Origin of the sequence: Leptospira langatensis, from assembly GCF_004770615.1 — a bacterium.
Lineage (GTDB): Bacteria > Spirochaetota > Leptospiria > Leptospirales > Leptospiraceae > Leptospira_B > Leptospira_B langatensis.
In genome coordinates, this window is the sequence record NZ_RQER01000004.1 from 527,293 (window position 1) to 550,246 (window position 22,954).

The 22,954-nt window shown below is 43.8% G+C and carries 23 protein-coding genes; 5 read left to right on the forward strand and 18 right to left on the reverse strand.

What is annotated here, in order from left to right; genetic code table 11:
• Positions 1-226: 226 nt before the first annotated feature.
• From EHO57_RS06590 to EHO57_RS06665, 16 genes are all read right to left on the reverse strand, one after another.
• Complete coding sequence (locus EHO57_RS06590) at positions 227-907, reverse strand: hypothetical protein (RefSeq protein ID WP_135644029.1); 681 nt, start codon at positions 905-907, stop codon at positions 227-229.
• Between the two features lie 15 nt (positions 908-922).
• Positions 923-2,041, reverse strand: coding sequence for a suppressor of fused domain protein (locus tag EHO57_RS06595; RefSeq protein WP_135644032.1), 1,119 nt, complete (start codon positions 2,039-2,041; stop codon positions 923-925).
• Complete coding sequence (locus EHO57_RS06600; protein ID WP_135644035.1) at positions 2,038-2,292, reverse strand: hypothetical protein; 255 nt, start codon at positions 2,290-2,292, stop codon at positions 2,038-2,040. Before EHO57_RS06600 ends, EHO57_RS06595 begins: the two co-directional genes overlap by 4 nt.
• A 383-nt stretch (positions 2,293-2,675) precedes the next feature.
• Positions 2,676-2,921, reverse strand: a complete 246-nt coding sequence (locus EHO57_RS06605; RefSeq protein ID WP_135644038.1) for a hypothetical protein — start codon at positions 2,919-2,921, stop codon at positions 2,676-2,678.
• 59 nt (positions 2,922-2,980) lie between these two features.
• A complete protein-coding gene (locus EHO57_RS06610; protein WP_246050566.1) occupies positions 2,981-3,310 on the reverse strand; it encodes a hypothetical protein in 330 nt (109 codons plus the stop codon).
• Between the two features lie 269 nt (positions 3,311-3,579).
• Positions 3,580-5,121, reverse strand: coding sequence for a thiolase C-terminal domain-containing protein (locus EHO57_RS06615; protein ID WP_135644041.1), 1,542 nt, complete (start codon positions 5,119-5,121; stop codon positions 3,580-3,582).
• An 18-nt stretch (positions 5,122-5,139) separates the two neighbouring features.
• Positions 5,140-5,568, reverse strand: a complete 429-nt coding sequence (locus EHO57_RS06620) for a MaoC family dehydratase (protein WP_135644045.1) — start codon at positions 5,566-5,568, stop codon at positions 5,140-5,142.
• 21 nt (positions 5,569-5,589) lie between these two features.
• The gene (locus tag EHO57_RS06625) at positions 5,590-7,206 is read right to left on the reverse strand and encodes an acyl-CoA dehydrogenase family protein (protein ID WP_135644048.1); all 1,617 of its coding nucleotides are present in this window, start codon (positions 7,204-7,206) and stop codon (positions 5,590-5,592) included.
• Positions 7,207-7,226: 20 nt separating this feature from the next.
• Positions 7,227-9,119 (reverse strand): AMP-dependent synthetase/ligase, encoded by a 1,893-nt coding sequence (locus tag EHO57_RS06630; protein ID WP_135645400.1) that lies wholly within the window; start codon positions 9,117-9,119, stop codon positions 7,227-7,229.
• A 140-nt stretch (positions 9,120-9,259) separates the two neighbouring features.
• Positions 9,260-9,448 carry a cysteine-rich CWC family protein gene (locus tag EHO57_RS19055; protein WP_135644050.1) on the reverse strand — a complete coding sequence of 63 codons (189 nt, stop codon included), beginning with the start codon at positions 9,446-9,448 and terminating at the stop codon, positions 9,260-9,262.
• Between the two features lie 96 nt (positions 9,449-9,544).
• Positions 9,545-11,632 (reverse strand): NAD-dependent DNA ligase LigA, encoded by a 2,088-nt coding sequence (gene ligA / locus EHO57_RS06640; RefSeq protein ID WP_135644053.1) that lies wholly within the window; start codon positions 11,630-11,632, stop codon positions 9,545-9,547.
• Between the two features lie 16 nt (positions 11,633-11,648).
• Positions 11,649-12,626, reverse strand: a complete 978-nt coding sequence (locus tag EHO57_RS06645) for a M23 family metallopeptidase (protein WP_135644056.1) — start codon at positions 12,624-12,626, stop codon at positions 11,649-11,651.
• Positions 12,627-12,671: 45 nt separating this feature from the next.
• The gene (locus EHO57_RS06650) at positions 12,672-14,042 is read right to left on the reverse strand and encodes a cytochrome P450 (RefSeq protein WP_135644059.1); all 1,371 of its coding nucleotides are present in this window, start codon (positions 14,040-14,042) and stop codon (positions 12,672-12,674) included.
• A gap of 119 nt (positions 14,043-14,161) precedes the next feature.
• On the reverse strand, positions 14,162-14,545 hold the full coding sequence (locus EHO57_RS06655) for a hypothetical protein (RefSeq protein ID WP_135644062.1): 384 nt from the start codon (positions 14,543-14,545) through the stop codon (positions 14,162-14,164).
• Positions 14,546-14,566: 21 nt separating this feature from the next.
• Positions 14,567-15,079: an RNA polymerase sigma factor gene (locus tag EHO57_RS06660; RefSeq protein ID WP_135644065.1), complete on the reverse strand. Its 513-nt coding sequence runs from the start codon at positions 15,077-15,079 to the stop codon at positions 14,567-14,569.
• Positions 15,080-15,090: 11 nt separating this feature from the next.
• Positions 15,091-15,675: a hypothetical protein gene (locus EHO57_RS06665; protein WP_135644067.1), complete on the reverse strand. Its 585-nt coding sequence runs from the start codon at positions 15,673-15,675 to the stop codon at positions 15,091-15,093.
• Positions 15,676-15,861: 186 nt separating this feature from the next.
• On the opposite strand from EHO57_RS06665, the gene EHO57_RS06670 reads away from it, so the two are divergent.
• A complete protein-coding gene (locus tag EHO57_RS06670) occupies positions 15,862-16,584 on the forward strand; it encodes a SanA/YdcF family protein (RefSeq protein ID WP_135645402.1) in 723 nt (240 codons plus the stop codon).
• Here the strand turns inward: EHO57_RS06670 and EHO57_RS06675 are convergent.
• Positions 16,581-17,528 carry a GDP-mannose 4,6-dehydratase gene (locus tag EHO57_RS06675; protein ID WP_135644070.1) on the reverse strand — a complete coding sequence of 316 codons (948 nt, stop codon included), beginning with the start codon at positions 17,526-17,528 and terminating at the stop codon, positions 16,581-16,583. The genes EHO57_RS06670 and EHO57_RS06675 overlap by 4 nt on opposite strands.
• A 93-nt stretch (positions 17,529-17,621) precedes the next feature.
• Between EHO57_RS06675 and EHO57_RS06680 the strand changes: the two genes are divergently transcribed.
• The 4 genes from EHO57_RS06680 to EHO57_RS06695 are packed head-to-tail and all read left to right on the forward strand — an operon-like array spanning position 17,622 to position 22,069.
• Entirely contained in the window at positions 17,622-18,626 is a 1,005-nt protein-coding gene (locus EHO57_RS06680; protein ID WP_135644073.1) for an LIC_10202 family protein, read from the forward strand.
• Positions 18,623-19,714: a glycosyltransferase gene (locus EHO57_RS06685; RefSeq protein WP_135644076.1), complete on the forward strand. Its 1,092-nt coding sequence runs from the start codon at positions 18,623-18,625 to the stop codon at positions 19,712-19,714. The genes EHO57_RS06680 and EHO57_RS06685 overlap by 4 nt, the downstream gene beginning before the upstream one ends.
• A complete protein-coding gene (locus EHO57_RS06690; protein ID WP_135644079.1) occupies positions 19,711-20,784 on the forward strand; it encodes a glycosyltransferase family 4 protein in 1,074 nt (357 codons plus the stop codon). The genes EHO57_RS06685 and EHO57_RS06690 overlap by 4 nt, the downstream gene beginning before the upstream one ends.
• Entirely contained in the window at positions 20,768-22,069 is a 1,302-nt protein-coding gene (locus EHO57_RS06695; protein ID WP_135644082.1) for a glycosyltransferase family 4 protein, read from the forward strand. Before EHO57_RS06690 ends, EHO57_RS06695 begins: the two co-directional genes overlap by 17 nt.
• A gap of 4 nt (positions 22,070-22,073) precedes the next feature.
• On the opposite strand, the gene EHO57_RS06700 is transcribed toward EHO57_RS06695, so the two are convergent.
• A complete protein-coding gene (locus EHO57_RS06700) occupies positions 22,074-22,889 on the reverse strand; it encodes an inositol monophosphatase family protein (protein WP_135644084.1) in 816 nt (271 codons plus the stop codon).
• Positions 22,890-22,954: the final 65 nt, after the last annotated feature.

The window sequence follows — 22,954 nt, forward strand, 5'->3', positions numbered from 1 at the left end:
GTAGCAAAGAAAAAAGCTGCTAAGAAGAAAGTTGCGAAAAAGAAATAACAACTTCAATAACATCTCTTCTATATTCCAATAGAAGGTATGAAGCTTAAAACCCGCTTCCTTGAAGCGGGTTTTTTCTTTTATACGGGTGCTTTCGATCGGATTTGTATCCGTTTTCAAGAGAGTTGTTGTAAAAAAACAACACTAGGAGGCTTTCAAAAGGAAAAACAGGACGAGATCACTGTAATTTCAGATGTTTTAGTACGTCTTTCATCTCTTCTCTCATATCAGGCAGTGCATTTCCGTAGCTCTTCACTAAAATTGCCTCACCTTCTTCTGAAATTTCGAATAAACGATACTCTTTATCTGTCGTTGGAGACTTTTCTAACTTAAAAAACTTACTCGGTCGCTTTGTGAAGCGGTTGTATGCGGTAAATTTATGATAATAGAAGCCGTCTTTCTTAGCGTTTACAGGATAAGGAAGATAATACTCCGCTCCTAAAACTAGAACATTTGGTGTGACTTTCACAATTCTAGTCCAAGTCGCGAGATTTAGAGGGTAATTCTCCTCTACAAAGGCTTTCTTGTGGTTCTTTTCCCATACGGAGAGGATCTTTTTTCTGCTATCGTCGGCTTGCTTATATCTCTCCAACCCGTTTAAACAGATTTCCATAAGGGATAATAGCTGCAGAGAGTCTGCATCGGAGGTTTGCAATTCCTTCTGCACGAGTTTCTTTGCTGTGATAAAGTCCTGAGAATAGATATTCTCCCAAATTTTATCGATCGCAGAGGATTTTTCCTGAGAATATAGAGTTTGAAGGGAAAAAATAGGTCCTAGAACCAAAACCAATGCGATGTTTAGAGATATAATTGGTTTCCAAACAAAATTTTCAAACAAACCGCTTTGAATAGCCCGCATTCTGAAAAATCCCGACTAGATCGCGGATCCTCGTTCCGGATTGTGGATCCACTTAGATCCAAGTCGATCGAATAAGGAAAAGAATTCATCGGAGTTCTTCTCTTGCACGAATACTCTTTCTTCTTCAGAGATGGGGAGCAGGGAAATAAAACGAATGGGCTTCTCTCTTTCCGATCTGAGTCCGGTAAGTTTTGGAAATCCTTCTTCTTCTCCTATCTGTCTCAATGCAAGAGAAGTAAATGTAAGGTACAATGCTTCCGGATCCCTTCGATTCATGGAGATCGTATGTCCATGACCGAACCATTTGCTCATGCTCCAAGGGTAACGGATGATCTCTCCGATTTGGTGAGGTACCCAGCTCTCGGATCTGTCCTCGTCCGAGACTTTAGTAGCGAGTATGAGTTCGACCCTTGCATAGTCTTCATAGTCTTTACGGTACAATTCTACCGATGGTTGGTTCTGAGAGCTCATTCCCACAGTGGTATATACATATACTCCGGGAAGATCCGCAGGTTTGAACCTTGCAATCCCTAATTGAGGATACTTTCCCCCATCCGCAGACCAATACTTATCATGTTTTCCGAATACGCTTTCGAGATAGGACAATCTGGATTCTTGTATATTCTTCCAAACGCCTTTGGTAGAACGAAATTCCCAGAAATTCCTGTCTTGCTTGATCCGATCCGGAATGATCCCAAACTCCGTATTCCCTAAAGGATAGGCTGTAATTGCGTCCGCCTTAGCGAATTTAGAATAACCATGAAAGTCTTTTACTCCGGACCAAGGAGGAAGATATGCATATAACTCTTCTTTATAGAATAAAGCGAGCCCGTTCCCTTCTTCGGACCAGATGAAATGGATCTCGTTTGTATCGAATTCAGGATGTCCTTTCGGATCGGTAACTTCTGCTTCTATAAGGTAGGGAGCGAGTCCGGAACGAAGATCTAATTCGGTCCTTGTCTTAGGTGCATCTATGCGATTGCAAACCCAAACAGATTTGATCGCGAAATCTGGACTTTCTTCGGCCTGCAAATACAGATATACTGTGCGGCCATCATCTTCTAAAAATGCAGTGAGGGATCCGTATGGATTCGCCTCTTGGTATAAAATCTTAGGTTCAGTTGTTTGATTCATTGGATAGGAATATCTACGATCCTGGACTTGAATTCCTCTAAACGAGCTATGATCTTTTGCTCCATGTCTCTTTCAAAGAGGATATCCGGAAAGTAAGAGCTGGCATTCAAAAGCCCGGTCAACTCTACCTCATTCCATTTCGGATAGGTCCTTAAACTGTCCCAAACTAGAATTGGGATGCGTTCCCCTTCTTTCTTGCACTTAACGAAGGTATCGACCGCTTTAATAGGAGTAAGTAATTTGATCTTCATAGCAGGTGAATTCCGCCCAAGGCCATTATCCGCGGTCTTCGGGAGGTTTCAAGTCGCTTCCTGCTTTGTATTGGTGAGAAAAAACGAAAGCCGGCGCTTCCTTTCGCCCGGCTATTGCACCGTAGGTTAACGGTGGAGGAAGTTACGTAAAGGTTCTACGAAAACCCTTTCCCGAGTCTTTCTTTCCTTATATTGTTCGAAAAGGATCAGAAAAAGGGCTGTTGCTAAAAACATCGTTTCCATACTAATTTCGACGGCGGTCGGATAAAAATCCCACTACCCTTAAGTATGGTTTTTGGAAAAAAATTTCCTAAATTTTTTGTATTTTCTGTAAGATCCGAATGATCGAAGGACCTCATTTCTTAGATAGAAAACTTAAGGGTTTAAGACAGAGCGTCCTTAGCCGCCTGCTTTACTTGCTTCAGCAATCTTGCTTTTAGTCTTTCAGGGAGCTTAGTGGAAATTTCGAGAGTCTGAACGAAGATCTCAGCGGCCAGATCGACCATCTCGCTCATTTTTACATCGTTCTCTCTGGGGATCGTCGTGCTTTTTCCCTTAGCACGCGGAGTGGAAACCCTCTTAGAGGCCTTTTTCTTGGGAGCAGGTTTCTTTTTCTTCTTTTGGACCATTGTAGTAAAAAGCTCGGGTCCGTACCTTAGCTTCTCCTACTTCCGATTCCAGTCGGATTTTATTCCTTTTCTAAAAAAATTCCCAGTACTCTATAACTGTCGATCCGATCCATGAGCAGACTTTTCTGTTCGGACTCACTCGAGTACGGGTAGCCTGTGAGAATTAAGACTACTTCTCCTCTCTTCCAGGTCCCTTCCGATTCCGTTACATAGAAGAATTTGGAATATTTTCTGAGATCCAAACACTCTTCTACCGTTTCCCAATGTGCGGATAGGGAAGGTGTAGCTTCCATTTGTTTAGAATCCGGGACTAAAATCCTTTCCTTTCCAAGAAAGGTCCGTACTTCTCCCGTTCGAATATTCTCCGCTGTGATAAACAAGGAACTCATCTCCTTGAGCAAGGCTTAGACTCAAATTTTGAAGAACTTGTTTTCGAATGAACAGGTAAGTTTTCGATTCGCAAAAAGATCCTTCGCTCCAAGCTAAAAATCTGACGAATCCAACTAAAAGCGTACTTCAGTTTTGGAAAAAAATTTCCAAAACTGAAAAAGAATCTTTGAACTTAAGAATAATATTCTAAACGATTTTCGTTTTTTGAAAATACGTCACGCCTTTAGTGATAAAAAAAGTATTTGGTTTTGCAAGACGAACGATCGATTTATAAAAGAGTGGCCTTCCATCTTCTTCCGTCTCGATCTATTTTCACCCGAGTTCTGTCGTATTGCAACTCGTCCCCATTCTTTCTAAGCGTCCCATCTTTCTCATGAATGTTTGCGAGAACAAAGCGATTCTCTCCTAACTTCACAAGAGCTAAGGAGTAAGGCGGCTTCCAAGAAAATCCAGGATTCATATTTACAGTTGTAGAAGACCAAACGATCCCTTCTTCTCCCGGATCCGCTCCGGGACGATTCAGACTGAGAGGGGATAATTGCGGAGCTTGCGGTTTCCTTTCCGGTCCTGGTCGTTCAGAAGAGAATAACGCAACCGAATTGATGCTATCAATTCCCCCATTCCCGCCAAGAAGAGAAACCTTAGGAGAGAATTTTTGCACCTTACCTACCTGATCTTCCTGCGCATAGAGTCCATATTGGACTGCAATGTCTACGAGGCCTGTCGCCGCGGAGATAGACATTGCTGCCTGGTAATTCAATATACCTCCCATCGCATTGATCGGAACATTCTTTTCATTAGAAAGTTTTAATGAAGAATTCTTTAAGGACTCGACCACATCTTTTCGAGGAAGTTTGAAATACTGAGAGGATTGTTGGATCACCATCCCTGTAAAGCAATCGTAGATCCATGCGTAATCCACTTCTTCTCTTCTATAACCGGATTGGGAGAAGAGTCTTTCTCCTGCATTCCCCGAAGGTGAAGCGAATCCTCCTTTTAAGATAAAGTATTCGCTGTGAGCCGCATGAGAAGCTCCTACCAAATGGATCGGTTTCAAATCTTTTCTGATCCAACCCTTTGCTTTCCAGCTCTCTGCTTTCTCTTCGGAGACGAGTAAGGTCGCAAACCCGTGATCCGTTACGATAGCGATCATAGGACTCGGATAAGGATCCGAAATTGGTCGGGACATTTGCTTTTCAGTGATCTCTTGTTGGTACGTGAATGCCCTGGGATTTCCGATCGCATTCGTGCGGAATTTTTTAGTAATGTCCGTTAGATCGGAGATGCTGATCCCTTCTTCGAACATCATTCTCTTCATGAGAAGTCCGTACATCGCAATCAGAGTGGCTCCGTTATCCAATTCGAATTCCGGATGACATACTGTTTCGTTGACCAGTTTCAGATCGGATACTTGTTTGAATGCGGACTTAGGAACATCTGCAGCGGCAACTAATACGACTGCATCCGGATTATCCACTAAGATGGTTCTTGCCTGTCCTATGGCTCCGGTAACGCTAGCTCCGCCCAAGTCGATCACATGTGCTTTCATTCCGGTGTAACCCAAATCGTTAGCGATCCTTACAGTATGACCATATCCTTGTTTGCCTAAGGAAGCCGCCTCAACGCTTACGAAATCAGTGATCTCGGAAGCAAGAGTCTCGTTCTTCATTCCAAGAAAATCCAGAAGAGTGGTTATAGATTTCTTATAGTGGTGGAAAACTTTCGACTGTCCGCTCCATCCTTTGTATTCCGCTTCTGGAAAATCTTTTATAGTGCTGTCGGCCACTCCTAGAAGAACTGGAAAACTCATGTATAACTCCTGAAATGTTTAAACAGCGCCGGGGGGAATGACCTTACATTCTCCCTTGCCGATGGTTTCGTTTTTCTGATTGGTCCATTCGATATTCATAGACACCGCTTTGAGCCTAGGAATTTTTTCCTTCACTTCCACAGTGCAAGTGATCGTATCTCCCGGAAAGACAGGCTTACGGAATTTGGTTAGGGTTTCCAAGGCGATGGTCCCAAGACCGGGAAGCTTCATCCCAAGTACCGGTGCCAGAAGAGAAGCAGCCAACCCTCCGTGAGCAATACGTGTCCCGAAAGCGGTGGTCTTAGCGTATTCCTCATCCACATGCAATGGATTGAAATCGCCGCTAATCCCCGCAAATAGATAGATATCGGTTTCGGTTATTGTCTTAGTGAAACTTGCCTTTTCTCCGATCTGGATCTCGTCAAAAGTCTTTCCCTTTTGGTACATTCAATATTCCTTATGGTGTCTTTAAGCAACCTGTGCGCCCAGGATCCCGTTCTTTAGGAACTCGACGCAATTTGCTACATCTTTATCAACTGTGGGAAGTTCGGAAAATCTGCTTAACAATGCTTTCGTTTTTTCCTCATCCAACTCTTTTAGGAAATGAACACTCTTGAAAAACTTACATCCGGCGTAGAATGTCAGGATCCTCAGATCTCTGATCCTATCTTCCGACTTATAATCCGCGTTCGATTGCACTGCGTCCCAGAGACCGAGTTGCACCGCTACGATAAATACGGCCAAATCCGCGAACCCGAACTCGGAAGATTGTTTCTTCTTTCTTTCCGGATTTTCTCCCGCAGAGCGTAGTAATTCCTTTGCAGCGGCCAAGACTTTTCCTTCAGGAGTGTCTCCGAGCAAACTCTCCGCTTTTTGACGCACATCTTCCGGAAGAGCCTGTGCGAGAACGTTCATGAATTTATCAAAGCCTGCATACGTAGAAGAGATAATACTTCTTTGGATCTCGGACGTTCCGCCGCCAATCGTTCCTAACTTAACGTCTCTGAATTGTCGGCTCACATGACATTCTCTCATGTAGCCCATTCCCCCATGGATCTGTACCGCATCGTTAGAGATCTCTTCTGCAGTTTCGGTCACGAATACCTTTAACGCAGAACTTTCAAAAGGAAGGCTAGCTGTTGGATCCGTATCTTTCTTATTTGCCACAAAATAGATCAACCTGCGAGAAGCACATAGATACACCCAGTTGCGAGCGAGCTTCTCTTGCACTCCAAAGAAAGAAAGGATCGGTTTGCCGAATTGATGACGCTTCCATGCGTAATCCAAACAAAGTTCCAGTCCGAACTCCATTCCGCCAGGAACGGCGGCTACAAGAACAGTTCTTTCCCATTCCAGAGTTCCCTTACCGATACGAACGAATCCGGAATTCAAAGGGCCAAGCAGATTCTCATCCGGCACGAACATATCCTGAAAGGAAAGTTCGGCGGTCATAGAAGTATTGTGGCCGAGTTTCTTTAATACCTTACTCACATAGAATCCCTTCATATTCGATTCCACGATGAATGCGGAGACTCCCATAGGCCCTCGGGACTTAGTAGTCCTAGCCATTATGATGAATACTTGACCGTTTGGTCCATTCGTAATATATAATTTACTTCCGTTTAATATGAATCCGCCGTCCACTTTGGTGGCAAACGTTCCCATGGCTGCCGCGTCGGAGCCGGAATCAGGTTCCGTCAAACCCAGACCGGCGATCCATTCTCCGGAAGCAAGCTTAGGAAGATATTTCTTCTTTTGAGCTTCTGTTCCTTGAAAAAGGATCGGAAGGGTCCCGATAATCATATGGGCTCCCCAGGAAAGACCGAATCCTCCATCCAGGGACCCTGCATTAAACGCCTCTTGAGCGATACAGCATTGCAGACAGGTCCCGCCTTGTCCGCCGTATTCTTCCGGAACCGGGATCCCTAAGAGTCCCATGCTTCCCATTTCCTTCCAAATGGAATCTCCCCAAGTCCCGGTCTCATCCCTTTCCTCAACGGAAGGTAGAACTCTTTCCTTGGCAAAATCCTTTACGTTTTCATAAAACTCTAGATCCGAAGAACTCAAATACGGATTTAAAAACACATTGTCCTCCCCAATTCCGATCAATTCTTAGTAAGATCGGAAACTTCCTTTTTAAAACTTTCTAATATTTCGTTACGTTTCATCTTAAGAGTGCGAGTCATCTCTTTGTCCGGATCAAAAGGACGAGGGAGAATATAAAAAGCGTTCTGAGGAACCACTTCGAAGGATTTAAATCCGTTCTTACGCGAAATTCTCTCAGAGACTTCTTTCTTGAATATCTCTCTAATCTTAGGATGAGTATTCCAAGAATTCAGATCTTCCGGTAAGTCGGGAAATTCGGCCTTTAATCTTTCAAAATCAGGTACGATCAAGGCCACTAGATATTTCGACTCATGTCCCGTTACCATAACCTGATTCACATACGGAGAATTCAAGAGCTGGTCTTCGATCGGGACTGGCTCCACATTCTCTCCACCGGCGAGAACGATCGTATCCTTTGCACGGCCCGCAAATACCAACTCGTTTCTATAGTTGAAACGCATGATATCCCCTGTATCAAAGAAACCATTCTTATCGAAAACGACTTCGTTCAATTCAGGACGCTTGTAATATCCCATTAAGACTTGCTTCGATTTCACCCAAAGGCTTCCCTTTCCGCCTGGAGGAACTAGATTTCCGTGCTCGTCCTTCAAGATGCATTCATATCCTTGGATAGGAGTTCCTACAGTTCCGGGAGAAGGTTGCTTCGGTTTACGAATCGAAAGCACGGCAGAAGTTTCCGTCATACCGTAACCTTCCAGCACGATCAATCCGATCGAAGAAAGGAATTTGTCTACTACGGAAGGAAGAGCACTTCCTGCAGAAACGGAAACCCTTAACTTTCCACCCAATGCTTTATGGATGGGGCGGAATACCAGGATCGCTCCTAACTTCAAAGGAGAGAGTAAGATCAGATTTATTAGCGCTAATAATTTAGCGAACGGACGAAGCAGTAAGTTCGGTCTTTTGATATGAAAATCGTATCCGAAAAGAATTCCCTTTTGGGTAGCCCAAAGATGACCTATTTTTAAGAAGAAATCGAAGATCGCCTTCTTTAAAGCGGATTCTTTAGAGACCTTGTTTACGATACCGTTATATAAGGATTCCCAGATCCTAGGAACGGAAGGGAATAAAGTAGGCTGAAAATCCTTCAGATCTTCTTTTAGATTATTGATATTCGAAACCAAGAAGCCTGCACCTAATTCGACGATACAATATTCGATTGCTCTCTCGAACGCATGCCAAGGAGGAAGAAGGCTCACTCCCGAATCGGAAGAATTCAACTGAACGAATCCGATCACCTTTTCAACGGCTGAGATCCAACCTGTTTGGTTCAGCATAACTCCCTTCGGAGCACCGGTGGTCCCGGATGTATAGATCAATGTAGCAAGTTCGTTTGGAGCCTTTTCCTTCATGCGCTGTTTCACGCAGTTCTGATGGGAAGAGAGATACACTTTTCCTTTCTCGATCAGATCGGAAAGACTCCCTTCTCCAGTTTTTAAATTTCCTATATCGTCTTCCATTACGAAGACTTTTTTCAAGGAAGGAAGTTTAGATCCGAGTTGGATCAATCGTTGTTTGTCTTTTTCTTTCTGAACCAGAGCGTATTTGCTTTCAGAATGATTCACAATATATAATATATCTTCGTCTACGACGTCGGTTCCTCTCGGAACGGAAACCGCTCCTGACGTTACGATAGCTATATCACCGATGATCCAGTTCTGACTAGCATCGCAAAGATATAGGAATTTATCGTCCTTTTGGACTCCTTCCGAAATGAATCCGGCAACCAAAGCATCTACTAAGGATTTGATCTCCAAAAAGGTTCTACCTTTGATCCCGTCTTTTGTTCTCCGGGCAAAACTTTCCTTATTGGGGAACCGAGATGCGGCTCTCTCCAGCATATCATAAAAATACTTTTGATCTGTTTCCAAAGATTCACCCACAAAATACATCTTAGTTAAGGCCGAAACCTCTCCGGAAAGAAACTCTACGTTCAAGGACCTATGCTTCAATCGATTTTTATTTAACGATGAAAAAGCGTACAGAGTGAACTTTTGTTCACATAAATTTCCTAATTACTTATCTGAACTATGTTCGTTTCAAATCGAGTCAGACACTCTCTACACAAACAATTCTCGTACATCTCCCTTATATTTTGTAAAGCCTTCTCATCCAAAGAAACGTTAAAGCACCAACATTCTTTCTCATCCACTCCGCACTCAAAGGATCTTGAACAACTAGGGCATTGTTTCTGAGTCATGGGAAAGATGATCTGCCTAGATCATAAATTTTCAATCCTTTCCTAGATTAATAGAGAGAGGAGGACGTTTAGAGTAAGGCTTATTTTAGAATGGATTTAGACGGAGATCCCGTTTTGGGAAAGCATCTTCAGGAATTCTTCTTCGGAAACAACAGTGACCCCAAGTTCTTGGGCCTTGTCCAATTTTGAACCGGCTCCTGGTCCCGCGAGAAGATGAGTCGTCTTAGAGGAAATAGAACCCACCTTCTTGCCACCGTAATAAACAACCAGGTCCATCGCTTTTTCTCTAGGTTGGAAATTCTCAAAGGAACCGGAAACACACCAGATCTGTCCGGCAAAGGGTTGTTTGTCCGATTTTTGGATCGGATCCGCCTTCATCTTTAAACCGGCTTTTTTCAGTTTATCAATGAGAGTGAGAACTCTTTTATCCGTAAAATTCTCTACAACCGCCTCAACTGTTGAAGGCCCTACGCCGGGGATCTCTAAAAGTGCCTCCGATTTCTTGGGACTCTTTGCAGCTCCGATAATAGAATCCATGGAATCGTAACCGTTCTCTATCAATAGCTCGGCAACTTTCGGTCCGATCTCTCTCAATCCCAAGGAAGAAAGAACGAATCTGAAATCCTTTTTCTTGGACTCCTCGATCCCATTCAGTATAATGGACACGCTTTTTTCTCCGTATCCTTCCTCTTCCATTAGTTTTTCTTTATGTTTTTTCAGGGAATATAGATCTGCAAGATCCTTAATATAACCTTGGTCATAAAGGAACTCTACTTGTTTTTCTCCCAAGCCTTCTATATCCATTTGCTTTCGAGAACAATAGAATATGATCCCATTCTTAACTCTGTCAGGACATTCCGGGTTCGGGCAGAAGTAATCCACTGAGTCGGCTTTCTTTTCCGTCTTGGAATTACAGCTAGGACAGCGAAGAGGTATCTTAAAGATTTCTTTTCCGGGAGTCACAACTTCTTCTACCGCAGGAATGATCTCTCCTCTCTTGGAAATGCGGACAATCGCTCCAATCCCGACCCCAAGCTCATCTATATAATCTTGGTTGTGCAGAGTGGCGAATGTGACAGTGGTACCTGCCAAGTTAATCGGCTCGATTTCCGCTCTAGGAGTGATCTTTCCTGTTCGACCTACGGCATAGTCAATACCTACGATCTTACTTTCCTTCATGAGAGCATCAAATTTGAACGCTCTCGCCCATCTAGGAGAATGAGACGTATAACCCAAGGATTCCCGTTTCGCCAGATCGTTTAGCTTGATCACGAGTCCGTCTGTAGGAAAGCCTACCTTCTCTTTATTCTTTTTGAAATCCTTAATAGTTGCGGGGATATCGCTCCCTTTCACAAGCTTTGTATCCGGCGGAAGAGGGAATTTTAACTCCTCGGCCTTCTTCATGACTTCTTGGTGGGTCTTAAATTTGGATTTCGTTCCGGGAAAGAATGCATCGTACGTAAAGATGCGAAGCGGTCTCTTGGCAACATCAGTAGAATTCTTTTGCTTCAAAGAACCTGAGGAAAGATTGCGAGGGTTTGCATATTTTCCTTCATATGCCTCGTTGAATTCCTCGAAATCGGAGAAAGTCATATAGACCTCTCCCCTTAGATACACGGAAACTTCTTCGGAGAGACGCAAAGGAATAGAACGGATGGTACGCACGTTCTGAGTAACATCATCCCCTACTCCTCCGGTTCCCCGGGTCACACCGTTAGCAAGTATTCCATTTTCATAATATAACATGAGAGAGGCGCCGTCTATTTTCCATTCTACGGAATAAAGACCTTCTGTGTCCGTTTTCAAGACCCATTCCATGAGCTCTTCTTCATTATAAGTATTCTCCAAAGAAAGCACAGGAAGCTTGTGTGTGAACTTCTCGAAGTCTTTGTCCAGATCGGAACCCACACTTAAAGTCGGGCTGGCAGGGTCCATTAGGTCCGGGAAGGCAGTCTCTAACGCCTGGAGCCTTTTGAACATTTGATCGAATTGGAAGTCGGAGATCTTGGGAGTATTCTTTACATAATACAGATATTGATGATGACGGAGTTCTTCTTCCAAAGAACGCATTTCTTTTTTTGCAGTCTTTACGTCCTTAGGAAGGTTCTCATTAGGATTTAAGGATTTCTCGGCAGGCTTGCTCTTCTTAGGAGCAGCCTTTTTTACCGCAGGTTTTTTCGGCATAGTAAATTATATTAAATCAATATTGTCCGAGGCCGACTTTCATGTATTCCATCGGATCGGTACGATTGGATTCTCCGATCCAAACTTCGTAATGCACATGAGGTCCGGTAACATTTCCGGTGGCTCCAAGCGTCGCGATCAATTGTCCTTTATGGACATACTCGCCATCGCGGACTAAAAGCTTCGTACAGTGACCGTATAGGCTATAATAACCGTTCGCATGCGCTAATACGATATGATTTCCATATCCCCTAGGAGAATAAATAGCGCGATACACTCTTCCGTCTCCGGTAGCGTAGACCGGAGTACCTGGCACGTTTGCTAAATCCACTCCGTCATGGAATTCCATATACCCGAAGGTCGGTGACCTTCTCATTCCATAATAAGAAGTTAAATTATAAGAAAATAATGGTTCTCCGAATGGGAGAGAGTTCATGATCCCGTATCTGTTATCGAGAAAGCTAAAGACCGAGTCTACAAGAGGACGATTCTTATCCATGGAAACACGAACGGCTCGGTATCCGTAGATCTCGGAGAGATAGGATCTGCCTATCATGAGATCCTTATCGCCGGCCTCTTCCAATTTCAATTCGGTTGCAGCGAGATCTTCGGAATCAGATTCATCCGGAAGTTTTAATAATTCGTCCGATTCTCCGTCTATGAGCGAATGCACTTCTTGCAAGTTCTCATTCAGAGTTGCGAAATCGTCCCTGATATCGCCCAACTTCTCGCTGTATTCGATATACTCATCGAAGTATTTTCCGTAAACGGATGCGAGTGCATTGATCTGGATCCGAGTGTTGTTGTATTTTACGATCCCTAAGACCGCGATGCCTACGATGGCAAATAAAAGACCGACTAAAAAGAAAATAGTGAAGATTGAAATTTGAAAGTGAAACGATTTATCGAATCCGTGAGGGATCAGAAGTACGGTCAGTCTTTGATGACCTTTTTCCTTAACCTGGTCGATGCGTTTCTTAATCATCTTTTCCATGGCCAAAATCCCCCTGAAAGAAGGATTTTGACCTGGAAAGAACGGTCAAGTGGAAACTATATTGAATCGAATTCCATGCTTAGGTCGCAATGTGACTAAAGGCTCCATAACCACAGGATGTTTAGGGACCAGTTCAAATTTATAGGCCTTTGCGGTCATAGCGAGGACTAAAGTAGCCTCGGTTAAGGCAAAAATATTACCGATACAGATCCTCGGCCCTCCGCCAAAAGGTATATACGCATACTTCGGTCTGTCGGCGGATCTTTCTTCCTCGAAACGGTCCGGATCGAAAACATCCGGATTCTCCCAAAACTCAGGATCTCTATGGATATTGAAAATGCAGATAGAAACGTTCGTGCCTCTCGGAACATCGTAACCTCCGATCACATCGTCTCCCATTGCCGTTCTTTCTATGACCCACGCAGGAGGATACATACGAAGTATCTCGTCCAAAACTTTTCGAGTATACGTTAACTTCTGGATGTCTTCTAATCCGGGGATCCTGTCTCCCAGAACCGAGTTCGCTTCGTTGCGAACCCTTTCCCAAACATCCGGATGTTGCGATAATAAGTAAAATCCCCAGGACAATGCGTTAGCCGTCGTTTCATGTCCGGCAAGAAGAAGGGTGATCGCTTCGTCTCGGACCTGAGTCTCGCTCATAGTCTCTCCGGTCTCCTCATCCTTAACCTCCAGAAGCATGGAGATCAAATCGTTCGAAGGATTCTTTTTGCGCTCAGCAATCAGCTCTTCTACAACGGAATGCATATCTTTCAGAGCCTTTCTTAACTTTCTATTCTCAGGTGTAGGCCAGCTAAACGGCATAGGAAAAAGACGAGTGATCCTTTTAGTAGTGATCTCCAAGGCCACTTTCAAAGAAGCCTCTATCCTACTCGCATAGCTTTCGACTTCCGTCCTGAAAAGTGTCCTGCCGACGATCGCAAATGTAAGCCTCATCATCTCTTTAGAAATTTCTAGATTAGTGATATTCTTCCAGGTAGAAAGGGTCTTATTGGTTTCTTCCGCCATGATCTCTACGAACTCGGAGATCCGCTGGCGATGAAAGGAAGGTTGGATCAACTTTCTCTGCTTCTTCCAGAACTCTCCCTCGCTGTTCAAGAGTCCCTTGCCTAGGATCCTACCAAGCTCCCGATAAAAGATACCCTTATGATAATTCTGGCTATTCTCCTGAAGGACTCGACGAACGTCCTCTGGCTGAGTGATGATATGAAAAGGGATTTGTCTGATCCCGAATAGTGCGGTCTTTCCGAATCGTTCTCTCATTTGCTGAAAGAATCCGATCGGATCCTTTGCAAGTTTAGAAACATAAGGTAAGGCCTTGAGGCCAAAGACACCCGGAGGTAAATTGGGTTTTGATTTGTTAGATTGCTTCGAAGAAGCTTCTTGTAGAGAAAGCAAGGATTGGCTCCTGGTCCAAGTTGGACATTTTTGGATTAGTCACCCAACCAATCCTTGCCGTAATTCTATGTAACAACTGCTATATAGGCAAGTCGAGTTTCTATCGGATCTTCGAAAAACTACCTTCGTTCGAAAGATGTTTCTATCAAAGTATCCACATCCATAAGAGAAGAAGAAGGGATCGTAGCATTCGGAGGATCTTCCTGGCTCAGATCCGGAGTCTGCATGCTCGTTTCGGCATCTTCGAAGGTGCCTTCGATCTGCTCTTCTACCCAGCCTTGCCATTCTCCGGTCCCTTGGTCTCCTCTCTCAGGTTGCACATAGAAAGAGGCTACCGAAAGGATCCCAATGAACAAGCTTCCAAGCGAAAGTGCAAATAACCTTCTGACCTTGGTCCGCCTACGTTGCTCGATAATCCTCGCAGAGATATTATCGCTCCACTCATAGCTTTCCAAACGTCGGAAAATTTCCTGGTCTAGCTTTTCTCTGTTCTTTTCTTCCATTGCCAATATTCTTATTCTTTATCAGGTCTCTTGAAAAAAGAGCTTCTTGAGCATTTGCTTTCCTCTAAAAGAACGGGACTTGACCGTTCCTTCGGGGATCCCGAGTTTTTCGGCGATCTGCTGCTCTTTGTATCCCTCGGAAACCAAGGCTAATACCGATTTATATTTCCATGGTAGATTGGAAATCAAATCTTGGATCTCTATATCCATTCCTCTTTCGGAATATTCCTCTCTTGGATTCAGAATGGAGTCTTGAGTGACTTTCTCCTTGAGGCGAATGGTGAGATTTGCCTGGCGCATACGTTTCTGGTTCATGCGAAGGGATTCGTTCCGAGCGATGGTATACAACCAAGTGCTATGAGAAGAATCTCCTCTGAATTTGTTCGCAGCTAGACTTTTATAGGCGCGAATATAAGTTTCTTGAACCACGTCGTCGATAGAGTCGTAAAACTCCTCGTATAAGTTCTTTTTAATGGCGGAAAGCACGATATGTTTCGTGCTATCGATCAGGCCCGCAAATTCTCTTTGATCCATTTGAGTTTCCTTCACTTCAGGATGCCGGGTAAGGGCAGTATTATTCTTTCGGGAATAAACAAATTCAGGGGGAACCCGGGAGCTTCCCTTAGCTCTTCGGGTAGGGTTACGGTTTCCTTTTCCTTCCCCCTCTTCTTTTGCTCTGCTGTTAAGACCCTTTCGATCGCGAGCCGATGTGCGATTTGGTTCATCCGTATTTCGGATGTATACTTTCCAATCGCATATACGAGAAGTCGAACCCGAACCAAGTCCGGATTTTCTTCCATCAGGACTAATTCAAGTTCGACTTGTTTCGGAGACAGTCTACGAAGCCATCTTTCATGCTCGTTCTTGTATCTCCGGTTCAGCTCAGCGATACGCTCTAGTTGAGAGTCTGTAAGAATATAACGATTTTTGAGTGAATCTAGGTCACCGAAAACGACTCCTGCAGCTCTTTCATTTCGGAAGAAGAAAGCAGTGCGAGTTAACTTGAGCGGTGAAGCTAGAACAGGTCTGATCGTCTCTTGGGAAAAAAGAGACGCCGGTAACAGAAACGTACCGGCCAGAGAAACTCTGACGAATGAATTCAGGAGATTCATGAGTCTGACTCGGTTCATAACCTAGTATACCTAAGACCCCAAAATAGGGGTTATGTTTCCAAAGATCGACTCCAAAATTCGGGACCTTGAAAAAAAGAAGATGCTTTGGAATTAGGAGAACATAATTATGTGGCTCATTCCAGATCGTATGGATTTTTTCTTTTCCAGACCCCAAAATCCCTCTATTCTCAATCGGAATTCCTCATGGGCCTAAACGCTTCACAGTTTGGAGAGAGAACGGTTCCGAATCCTTGGAAAGGAAGGATCAGGCTCATCCTGATTCTGATCCTCGGGCTTTGCATCGGAATTCCTGCTTCGATAGATCTTTCGATAGAATGGGAATATGAAAACAAAAGTCCTCATGCGGGAAATTACCGCTCCTTAAAACCTGCCACGGTAGCGATCGTACCAGGGGCTTCGGTTTACAAAGGGATACCTTCTCCCGTTTTGCAAGATCGCTTGGACTGTGCCATCGAACTCTATCGTCAAGGAAAAGTGAGAAAGATCCTTCTCTCGGGAGACAATGGCACAAGCTATTATAATGAAGTGAAGCCCATGCTTCTGTATGTGTTAGAAAGAAATGTATATGAGAAGGATGTGTTCGTGGATCACGCCGGCTTTCGCACCTTGGATACCTTGGTAAGAGCCAAGGAGATCTTTCAGGTCAAGGATGCGATCTTTGTGAGCCAAAGGTTTCACCAACCAAGGGCAGCATTTATTTCTAAGAAGATAGGATTGAACCTGCAATCTTACGAGTCGGACAGAAGGCTCTATGTAAGCGGCCCTTTCAGTAGGTTCCGAGAATTCTTTGCAAGGACCCTCGCTTGGATCGATATGAACCTTGCAAATACCGGTCCCAAATATTTAGGTAAACCATTCCCGATAGAAGGCAGCGGCATCAAGACCTGGAAAGGTTCCGTCCTTTAAGAAGAATATTCTGTTTTTCGAATATGTTCGAAGATCTCTCGAACTGCTTCCTTCAAAGGGACCTTAGGCGCCCAACCCAAGGACCTTAACTTCGAATTATCCCCCAAAGAACGGCGCATGTCCATTGGCCTGAGCCTGGCAGGATCTACCTTTGTCTCCACTTTAGAATCCGCAAACTCTATGATCCACTCCAAGACTTGAGAGATAGGAGTCTCCGTCCCGGAACATATATTATAAATTTCTTGATCTCTTCCGGATTCGGAAAGAAGGACATACGCTCTCACTACATCGGTAACATGTAGGAAGTCCCGGGTTGGAGTTAGATCTCCCACCGAGACCTCGGAAGGACCAGAACTCTTAGAGATCGTTTCCAATACTTGTTTGCAAAAATTTGGTACTACGAAGTTAGGATTCTGGCCCACACCTATATGATTGAAAGGACGAGCAATCACTGCCTCTATGTTCTTGCTAGACCGGGCGAACTGCAAGCAATACGTTTCCGCAGCCACCTTAGAGGAAGAGTAAGGATTCAACGGCTCCGGTCTTAAGTTTTCCGAAACTGGAAGATGTTCTGGTTTCAAATTCCCATATACATCCGAAGAAGACACATATACGATCTTCACATTCTTACCGGATTTGCGGAACCACTCAAGAAGATTTAAGGTTCCTCCCACATTGATGGTCAGGGTTTCATTCGGATCTTCGATTGCACGAGGCACGAAGGTCTGACCGGCAAGATGAAAAATGATATCGGGAGTGTATTCGCTTAAAATAGAATGAATGGAAGAAGGTTCTCTCAGATCGCAGGCCCTATACTGGAAGGAGAGATCTTTTGTCTTAGGATGTAAGCCCAAGCCTAGAAGTTCCGACCCGGATTTTTGTAGAAGTTCCTGAATTAAGTAAGAACCAACGAATCCATCCGCTCCAGTGATCAAATATTTCATGAAAGATTGTTCAATATGTCCTATAATCGAAGTAAAAATACGATTGTTTTGTCAAATAGCAAAAAAACAATCGAATAAAAGTCCCGGACAAAGATGGAAGATAGATCCTCAGATATTATCGAAATCAAAGACAGTTCCGTAAACGTTCGGGAGCTGATGGAAGAGATAGAATCTAGGCTCGCGCGTAAGCCCGTGTCCAAGGAAGAATTGGATCGTCTTTCTCGCTGGAAATTCTCTCCTCAATCTCCGGAAGGATATAGAGAGTTCGATGCCGCCGAAACGGCTCACTTATTCGAGAAAGGGATCTCTCCTCCCAAATTCACCAATCCTAGATTCAAGTATATCCGTGGTCCGATCCGCTGGGCATTTATTAAATTAATCGAATTATATTCCTTCTTGGACAAGAAGCTTTCCGAGAATAGGACGCGCGCATTCTATAGTGTGTTAAACGAATTGATCCTCCTAAGAGGAGATCATGAAAAGTTAAAACGCAAGTTCGAGAAATTCTACAACGAATTCGTAGAATTAAATTATTCCCTAAAAAGAGAGATCAGTCCGGACTTCGTATGGTCCAACGAGTTCCTATACGAAGAGGAGTCTTTGGAAGAAAGCGAAACAGTGATCCTCTCCAGACTGAATCCTGGGGATTCCGTACTCGCGATCAACCCCGAATGGGGAAAATTCCTAAAGCAACTATTGAAGGCGCAGATCGAATTCAAGGCAATTGTCTGGAATTCGGCCCAGTATTCCTATATTAAAGAGCATATTACCAACTCGATCCAATATCTTTCTTTTGACGAGATGCTTCCAGCTCCGCCACTTCCTACAAAGATCGTTTCCCATTCGAATCTTTGTCTCTTGCCGAACTGGGTCCTTGAAAAGTTATTCAAGAGTTTAGCGACCAAGACCTCTCCGGGAACGGAGTTTATTTTCAGATATTCGAATTATTCCAATAGATTAGTTTCTCCTTTCCAACCGGTATTATTGACACAAATCGAAGACTCCGCTTTGCGGGAATTCATACATAAATTAGGTTTTAAGAATATAGTAGAGACGAAATCGAACGACGGCTTCGTAGTACTTAGCTTTAGAAAATGAAGGCATATCTCCATATTTCCGAGTTCAGGGACGGAGACGGGATCGGCAACGATATGAAAGGGATCTGGAAGGTCCTGAATTCCTCCGGGATCAAGACTCAGATCGTTTGCCAAAAAGACTTCAGCCAAGGTTCCATTCCAACGATCCGATCAGAGGAATTGCTCAAGACAGAAGACTTAGATCCTTCTTCCATCCATGTACTGGAATACGGAGGTTCGGGCTATTCTATCCGGGACTTTCTTAGCTTTCCGGGAAGGAAATTCGTACGCTACCAGAATATCACTCCTCCTAAGTTCTTTAAGCCGTTTGTCTCCACGGAGCTCTATAGGAGTTTCGAATCGGACTATAAGAAATCCATAATAGAGTTGCACAGCCTCAAAAGGAATGCGGAAGCTTTTCTTGCCAGTTCCAAATATAGCGCTTCCAATTTGGAAGATCTGAATATCACCAATACAAAAGTGTTACCGATCGTAAAGAAGTATGTTTGGTCCGGGAGAAAGCCTCGCAAGAACAACTATACGATCGGGTACGTGGGAAGACTTGTTCCGAGTAAAAAGATAGAGGATATTCTCATACTGATCTATTTTCTAAAGCAGATCAATTCGAAGTATCGGACCCTATTGATCGGAAATGTCCCGAGCATTTTCGAAGGTTACTTCTCCAACCTGAAACAGATGTGCAGAGAATTAGGAATAGGTCCGAATGTACAATTCAGGATGGGGGTCTCCGATGTGGAGATTTCCAGATTTTGGGAAGAGATGGATGCTTACGTAAGCATGAGCGAACACGAGGGCTTCGGGATCCCATTGGTAGAAGCGATAAGCAATGATATTCCAGTTTTTGCATATGCTTGCACGGCAGTTCCGGAAACCTTAAAGGGAGCAGGCTATCTCTTCCGAAGAAAGGATCTGGAGAGTTTACGAAAGCTAGCAGAATGGATGCATTTCATTTTAGAAGCCGAGAATTCCAACCTGGACGGATCTTATGCTTCTTCCAGAAGAAAGGAAGTCTGTATGGATTATAATTCCATGCCCTTTGATCGATTCCTAAAACAAATCTTTACTTTTAGAGAAACCGCAGTTATATGATCTTCAATAAAAGAGGAGTTCATCAATTCGCGGCAGGATTTAACGTGGGAGATGCGATCTCCAATGAGATGAGTTCCCTCAAATCCGTTTTCAGAAAGTTAGGATATTCTTCGGAGATATTTGCGGAGAATACAGGGCCGGGGACGGATACCCTTGTTAAGAAGTACAAGGCCTACGCTCACAAAAGTAAAGACATACTAGTCTACCATCATTCCATTCATTCGGAAGTCCTAGATACAGTCCTAAGATCCAAAAACCCAAAGATCCTAGTGTATCACAACGTAACCCCCGATCACTTCTTTGAAAAGTACGATCTCAAACTTACTTACCTTCTTCGCAAAGGAAGAGAGGAACTAGAATTTTTAAGAGATAAATTTGATCGAGTATTTGCAGTCTCAGAATACAATAAGGCGGAGCTTATCCATCTGGGTTTCGAGAATGTAGGATTACTTCCGATAACGTATCAATTGCCTCAAGGAAGTTCGGATCGAGAAAAACCTACTTCCAAGCCTCGCTCCGATTCTCCTCGCTTCTTATTTGTAGGAAGGATCACTCCGAACAAAAAACAGGACGATCTGATCCGGTTTGCTTATCGGTATCTTAAGACTTACGGCCCCGAATTCCAACTTTTCATAGTAGGGTTCAGCTCCAAAGAGCTGTACCTCTATAGAGAAGAATTGGAGAGGATGTTAGACTTCTACAAACTCAGGGAGAATGTGATCATCACCGATTTCCTTTCCGACAAAGAACTGAAAGAGATGTACTTGAACTGCGATCTATTCCTATCCATGAGTGAGCACGAAGGCTTTTGTGTTCCTTTATTAGAAGCAATGGTAAATAACGTCCCGATCCTTGCCTTCGACGGAGGAGCGGTCAAGGAAACCCTTGCAGGTGCAGGAGTTCTATTTAAAGAAAAACGAATGGATCTGGTCGTAGAACTGGCACATAGAATGGCAACCGACGAATCCATGCGCAATGCCATTTTGGAAACCCAAGAGAGAAGATTGCAAAACTTCTCCCAGATCAACGCAGAAACAGTGCTGAGGCCCGTACTTGCTAAACTCGCGTAGAAGACTCGCAGTAGTAACCCCTATTTTCTCGGAACAGATCTCAGGCGGTTCCGAGAAATTGATCTATCAGTATACTCTGATGCTCTCTAAGTTCTATGAAGTTACTGTACTCGCGACTCGATCTTTGGATTATATTACTTGGAAAAACCAAGTCCCAGTCAAGGATCTAGAACCTGTGCTTCTTGGAAAAGATCTGGAGAAGAAGGTCAGCCAAGAGTGGATCGATACGGCAAACGGCGACAGGATCCGAGTACTTCGTTTCTCAGTGGAGAAAGAAAGGAATATCCGCAAATTCAATCAGTATTCCGACAAATTATTCCGTTCTTTTGAGTTTGCCTCGGGAGGAAAACCAAAGTTTGGGACCCAAGAGGACAGAGAAAGGACCTGGGTAGACATGCAAGGTCCTTATTGTCCGGATCTGATCCAATATATAGAAACGAATGAAAGAGATTACGACGTCTTTGTCTTCGTATCGTATCTTTATTATCCGATGGTGTACGGACTTCCTTTAGTAGCAAAAAAGGCAGTAGTGATCCCTACTCTGCATGACGAACCACCCGCTCGTTTATCAGTATATTCTAATTTATTTAAAGACGATTCCGCGTATTGCTTCAATACTCCAGAGGAAAAAGATCTATTTCAAAAATTATACGGCTATAATCCGAGTCTCGGAAATGTGATCGGTATGCATCTGCCGATACCGGAAACGAAAGGAGGTACTTCCTCCAAAAACACACAAGACTCCTTCGATTTTCTGTATGTGGGAAGGATAGACGAAGGAAAGGGAGTCTTGGAGATGGCAGAATACTTTTCGGAATGGCAAAGAAGAAGTGGCCGCAACGATATACTTACCTTAGTCGGTAAGGGAGACGATAAACTTCTCCAAAGAATATCGAAATTCCCTCATATAAGGCCGCTTGGCTTTGTGAGTGAAAAGGAAAAAGACGATCGTATCGCGAATGCTGATATACTGATCAATCCTTCCCCCATGGAAAGTTTTTCCATTATTCTGATGGAGGCTTGGATCCGACAAAAGGCAGTATTAGTAAACGGAAAATCGGACGTACTTAAAGGACATTGCTTAAGAAGCAACGGAGGATTGTATTATTCCGACAGGGACAGCTTCTCCGCAATCGCCGATTATTTAGTCAGCCATAAAAAAGAAAGAGAAGAGATGGGAGCCAACGGCAAGAAATACGTTCAGGCAAATTTCAACCCGGAGATCGTCGAAAAGAAGTTAATCCGCATCGTAGAAAGATGCATTCGAAGAAGGTACTCCGAGTAAGCTGTTAAAAGCTTAAGAAATCGCCCAAGATCTCCACCATTCTTTCGTGCAGGAGTCCGTTCGAAGCGATTACGTTTGTGATATAAGGATGAAATGTATTATTCGCGAAGGTGCTCAGCTTTCCTCCTGCTTCTTGCAGAATGGCAGCCGCTGCAGTCATATCCCAAGGCTTCAGATCTTCTTCCCAAAAGGCGTCGAATTTTCCTTCTGCCACCCAGCAAATATCCAGTCCTGCCGAACCTGTTCTTCTTACTCCTCTGGATCTGAGGATAAAATTCTTTAGATTGAACATGAGCCTGTCTATCTTCTCTTCTCTATCATACGGAAAGCCGGTGCAAAGAAGTGCCTTTCGCATCTCCTTGGTCTCGGAAACATGGATAGGAGTCTTGTCCTTAAACGCACCACCGCCCAGAGTTGCGTGATAGACTTCTCCGATAGCGGGCATAGGAACAATGCCCATAACTGCAGATTTCGTTTCTAGATCTTCGAGCCCGATACAGCAACAATAGAGAGGAAGTCTATGAGAATAATTTACGGTTCCATCTAAAGGATCTATGATCCATTTAAACTGAGAACTTCCCTCGTAAGACGATCCTTCTTCTCCCAGAATATGATCTTGAGGAAAGGCCTTTCTGATCTCGGAGACGATCAATTCTTCGGAGCCTTTATCTGCAATCGTAACCAGATCGGATTCGATAGTACCCTTATGAGAGATTTGCAGATCTTCTCTTTCATGGGTATTCTTTAAGAATTCCATAATCTTAGGGGAGAAGTTTAGGAAATGCTGGTACCTGAGACGGATTTCGTTTTCGTAGCTCATCTGAAATATATTCTTTGAAGCTCATTCTTGGGCGAGTCACCTAAAGGTAAAGTAAGTAATCCTAA

Excerpts from the sequence above, each read along its gene's own strand:
- EHO57_RS06685 (WP_135644076.1), top strand. The coding sequence starts at position 18,623 with ATGAAGGCATATCTCCATATTTCCGAGTTCAGGGACGGAGACGGGATC.
- EHO57_RS06675 (WP_135644070.1), bottom strand. The coding sequence starts at position 17,528 with ATGAAATATTTGATCACTGGAGCGGATGGATTCGTTGGTTCTTACTTA.
- EHO57_RS06665 (WP_135644067.1), bottom strand. The coding sequence starts at position 15,675 with ATGAACCGAGTCAGACTCATGAATCTCCTGAATTCATTCGTCAGAGTT.
- ligA (WP_135644053.1), bottom strand. The coding sequence starts at position 11,632 with ATGCCGAAAAAACCTGCGGTAAAAAAGGCTGCTCCTAAGAAGAGCAAG.
- EHO57_RS06660 (WP_135644065.1), bottom strand. The coding sequence starts at position 15,079 with ATGGATCAAAGAGAATTTGCGGGCCTGATCGATAGCACGAAACATATC.
- EHO57_RS06620 (WP_135644045.1), bottom strand. The coding sequence starts at position 5,568 with ATGTACCAAAAGGGAAAGACTTTTGACGAGATCCAGATCGGAGAAAAG.
- EHO57_RS06590 (WP_135644029.1), bottom strand. The coding sequence starts at position 907 with ATGCGGGCTATTCAAAGCGGTTTGTTTGAAAATTTTGTTTGGAAACCA.
- EHO57_RS19055 (WP_135644050.1), bottom strand. The coding sequence starts at position 9,448 with ATGACTCAGAAACAATGCCCTAGTTGTTCAAGATCCTTTGAGTGCGGA.
- EHO57_RS06670 (WP_135645402.1), top strand. The coding sequence starts at position 15,862 with ATGGGCCTAAACGCTTCACAGTTTGGAGAGAGAACGGTTCCGAATCCT.
- EHO57_RS06600 (WP_135644035.1), bottom strand. The coding sequence starts at position 2,292 with ATGAAGATCAAATTACTTACTCCTATTAAAGCGGTCGATACCTTCGTT.
- EHO57_RS06610 (WP_246050566.1), bottom strand. The coding sequence starts at position 3,310 with ATGAGTTCCTTGTTTATCACAGCGGAGAATATTCGAACGGGAGAAGTA.
- EHO57_RS06700 (WP_135644084.1), bottom strand. The coding sequence starts at position 22,889 with ATGAGCTACGAAAACGAAATCCGTCTCAGGTACCAGCATTTCCTAAAC.
- EHO57_RS06605 (WP_135644038.1), bottom strand. The coding sequence starts at position 2,921 with ATGGTCCAAAAGAAGAAAAAGAAACCTGCTCCCAAGAAAAAGGCCTCT.
- EHO57_RS06645 (WP_135644056.1), bottom strand. The coding sequence starts at position 12,626 with ATGGAAAAGATGATTAAGAAACGCATCGACCAGGTTAAGGAAAAAGGT.
- EHO57_RS06680 (WP_135644073.1), top strand. The coding sequence starts at position 17,622 with ATGGAAGATAGATCCTCAGATATTATCGAAATCAAAGACAGTTCCGTA.
- EHO57_RS06655 (WP_135644062.1), bottom strand. The coding sequence starts at position 14,545 with ATGGAAGAAAAGAACAGAGAAAAGCTAGACCAGGAAATTTTCCGACGT.
- EHO57_RS06595 (WP_135644032.1), bottom strand. The coding sequence starts at position 2,041 with ATGAATCAAACAACTGAACCTAAGATTTTATACCAAGAGGCGAATCCA.
- EHO57_RS06615 (WP_135644041.1), bottom strand. The coding sequence starts at position 5,121 with ATGAGTTTTCCAGTTCTTCTAGGAGTGGCCGACAGCACTATAAAAGAT.
- EHO57_RS06690 (WP_135644079.1), top strand. The coding sequence starts at position 19,711 with ATGATCTTCAATAAAAGAGGAGTTCATCAATTCGCGGCAGGATTTAAC.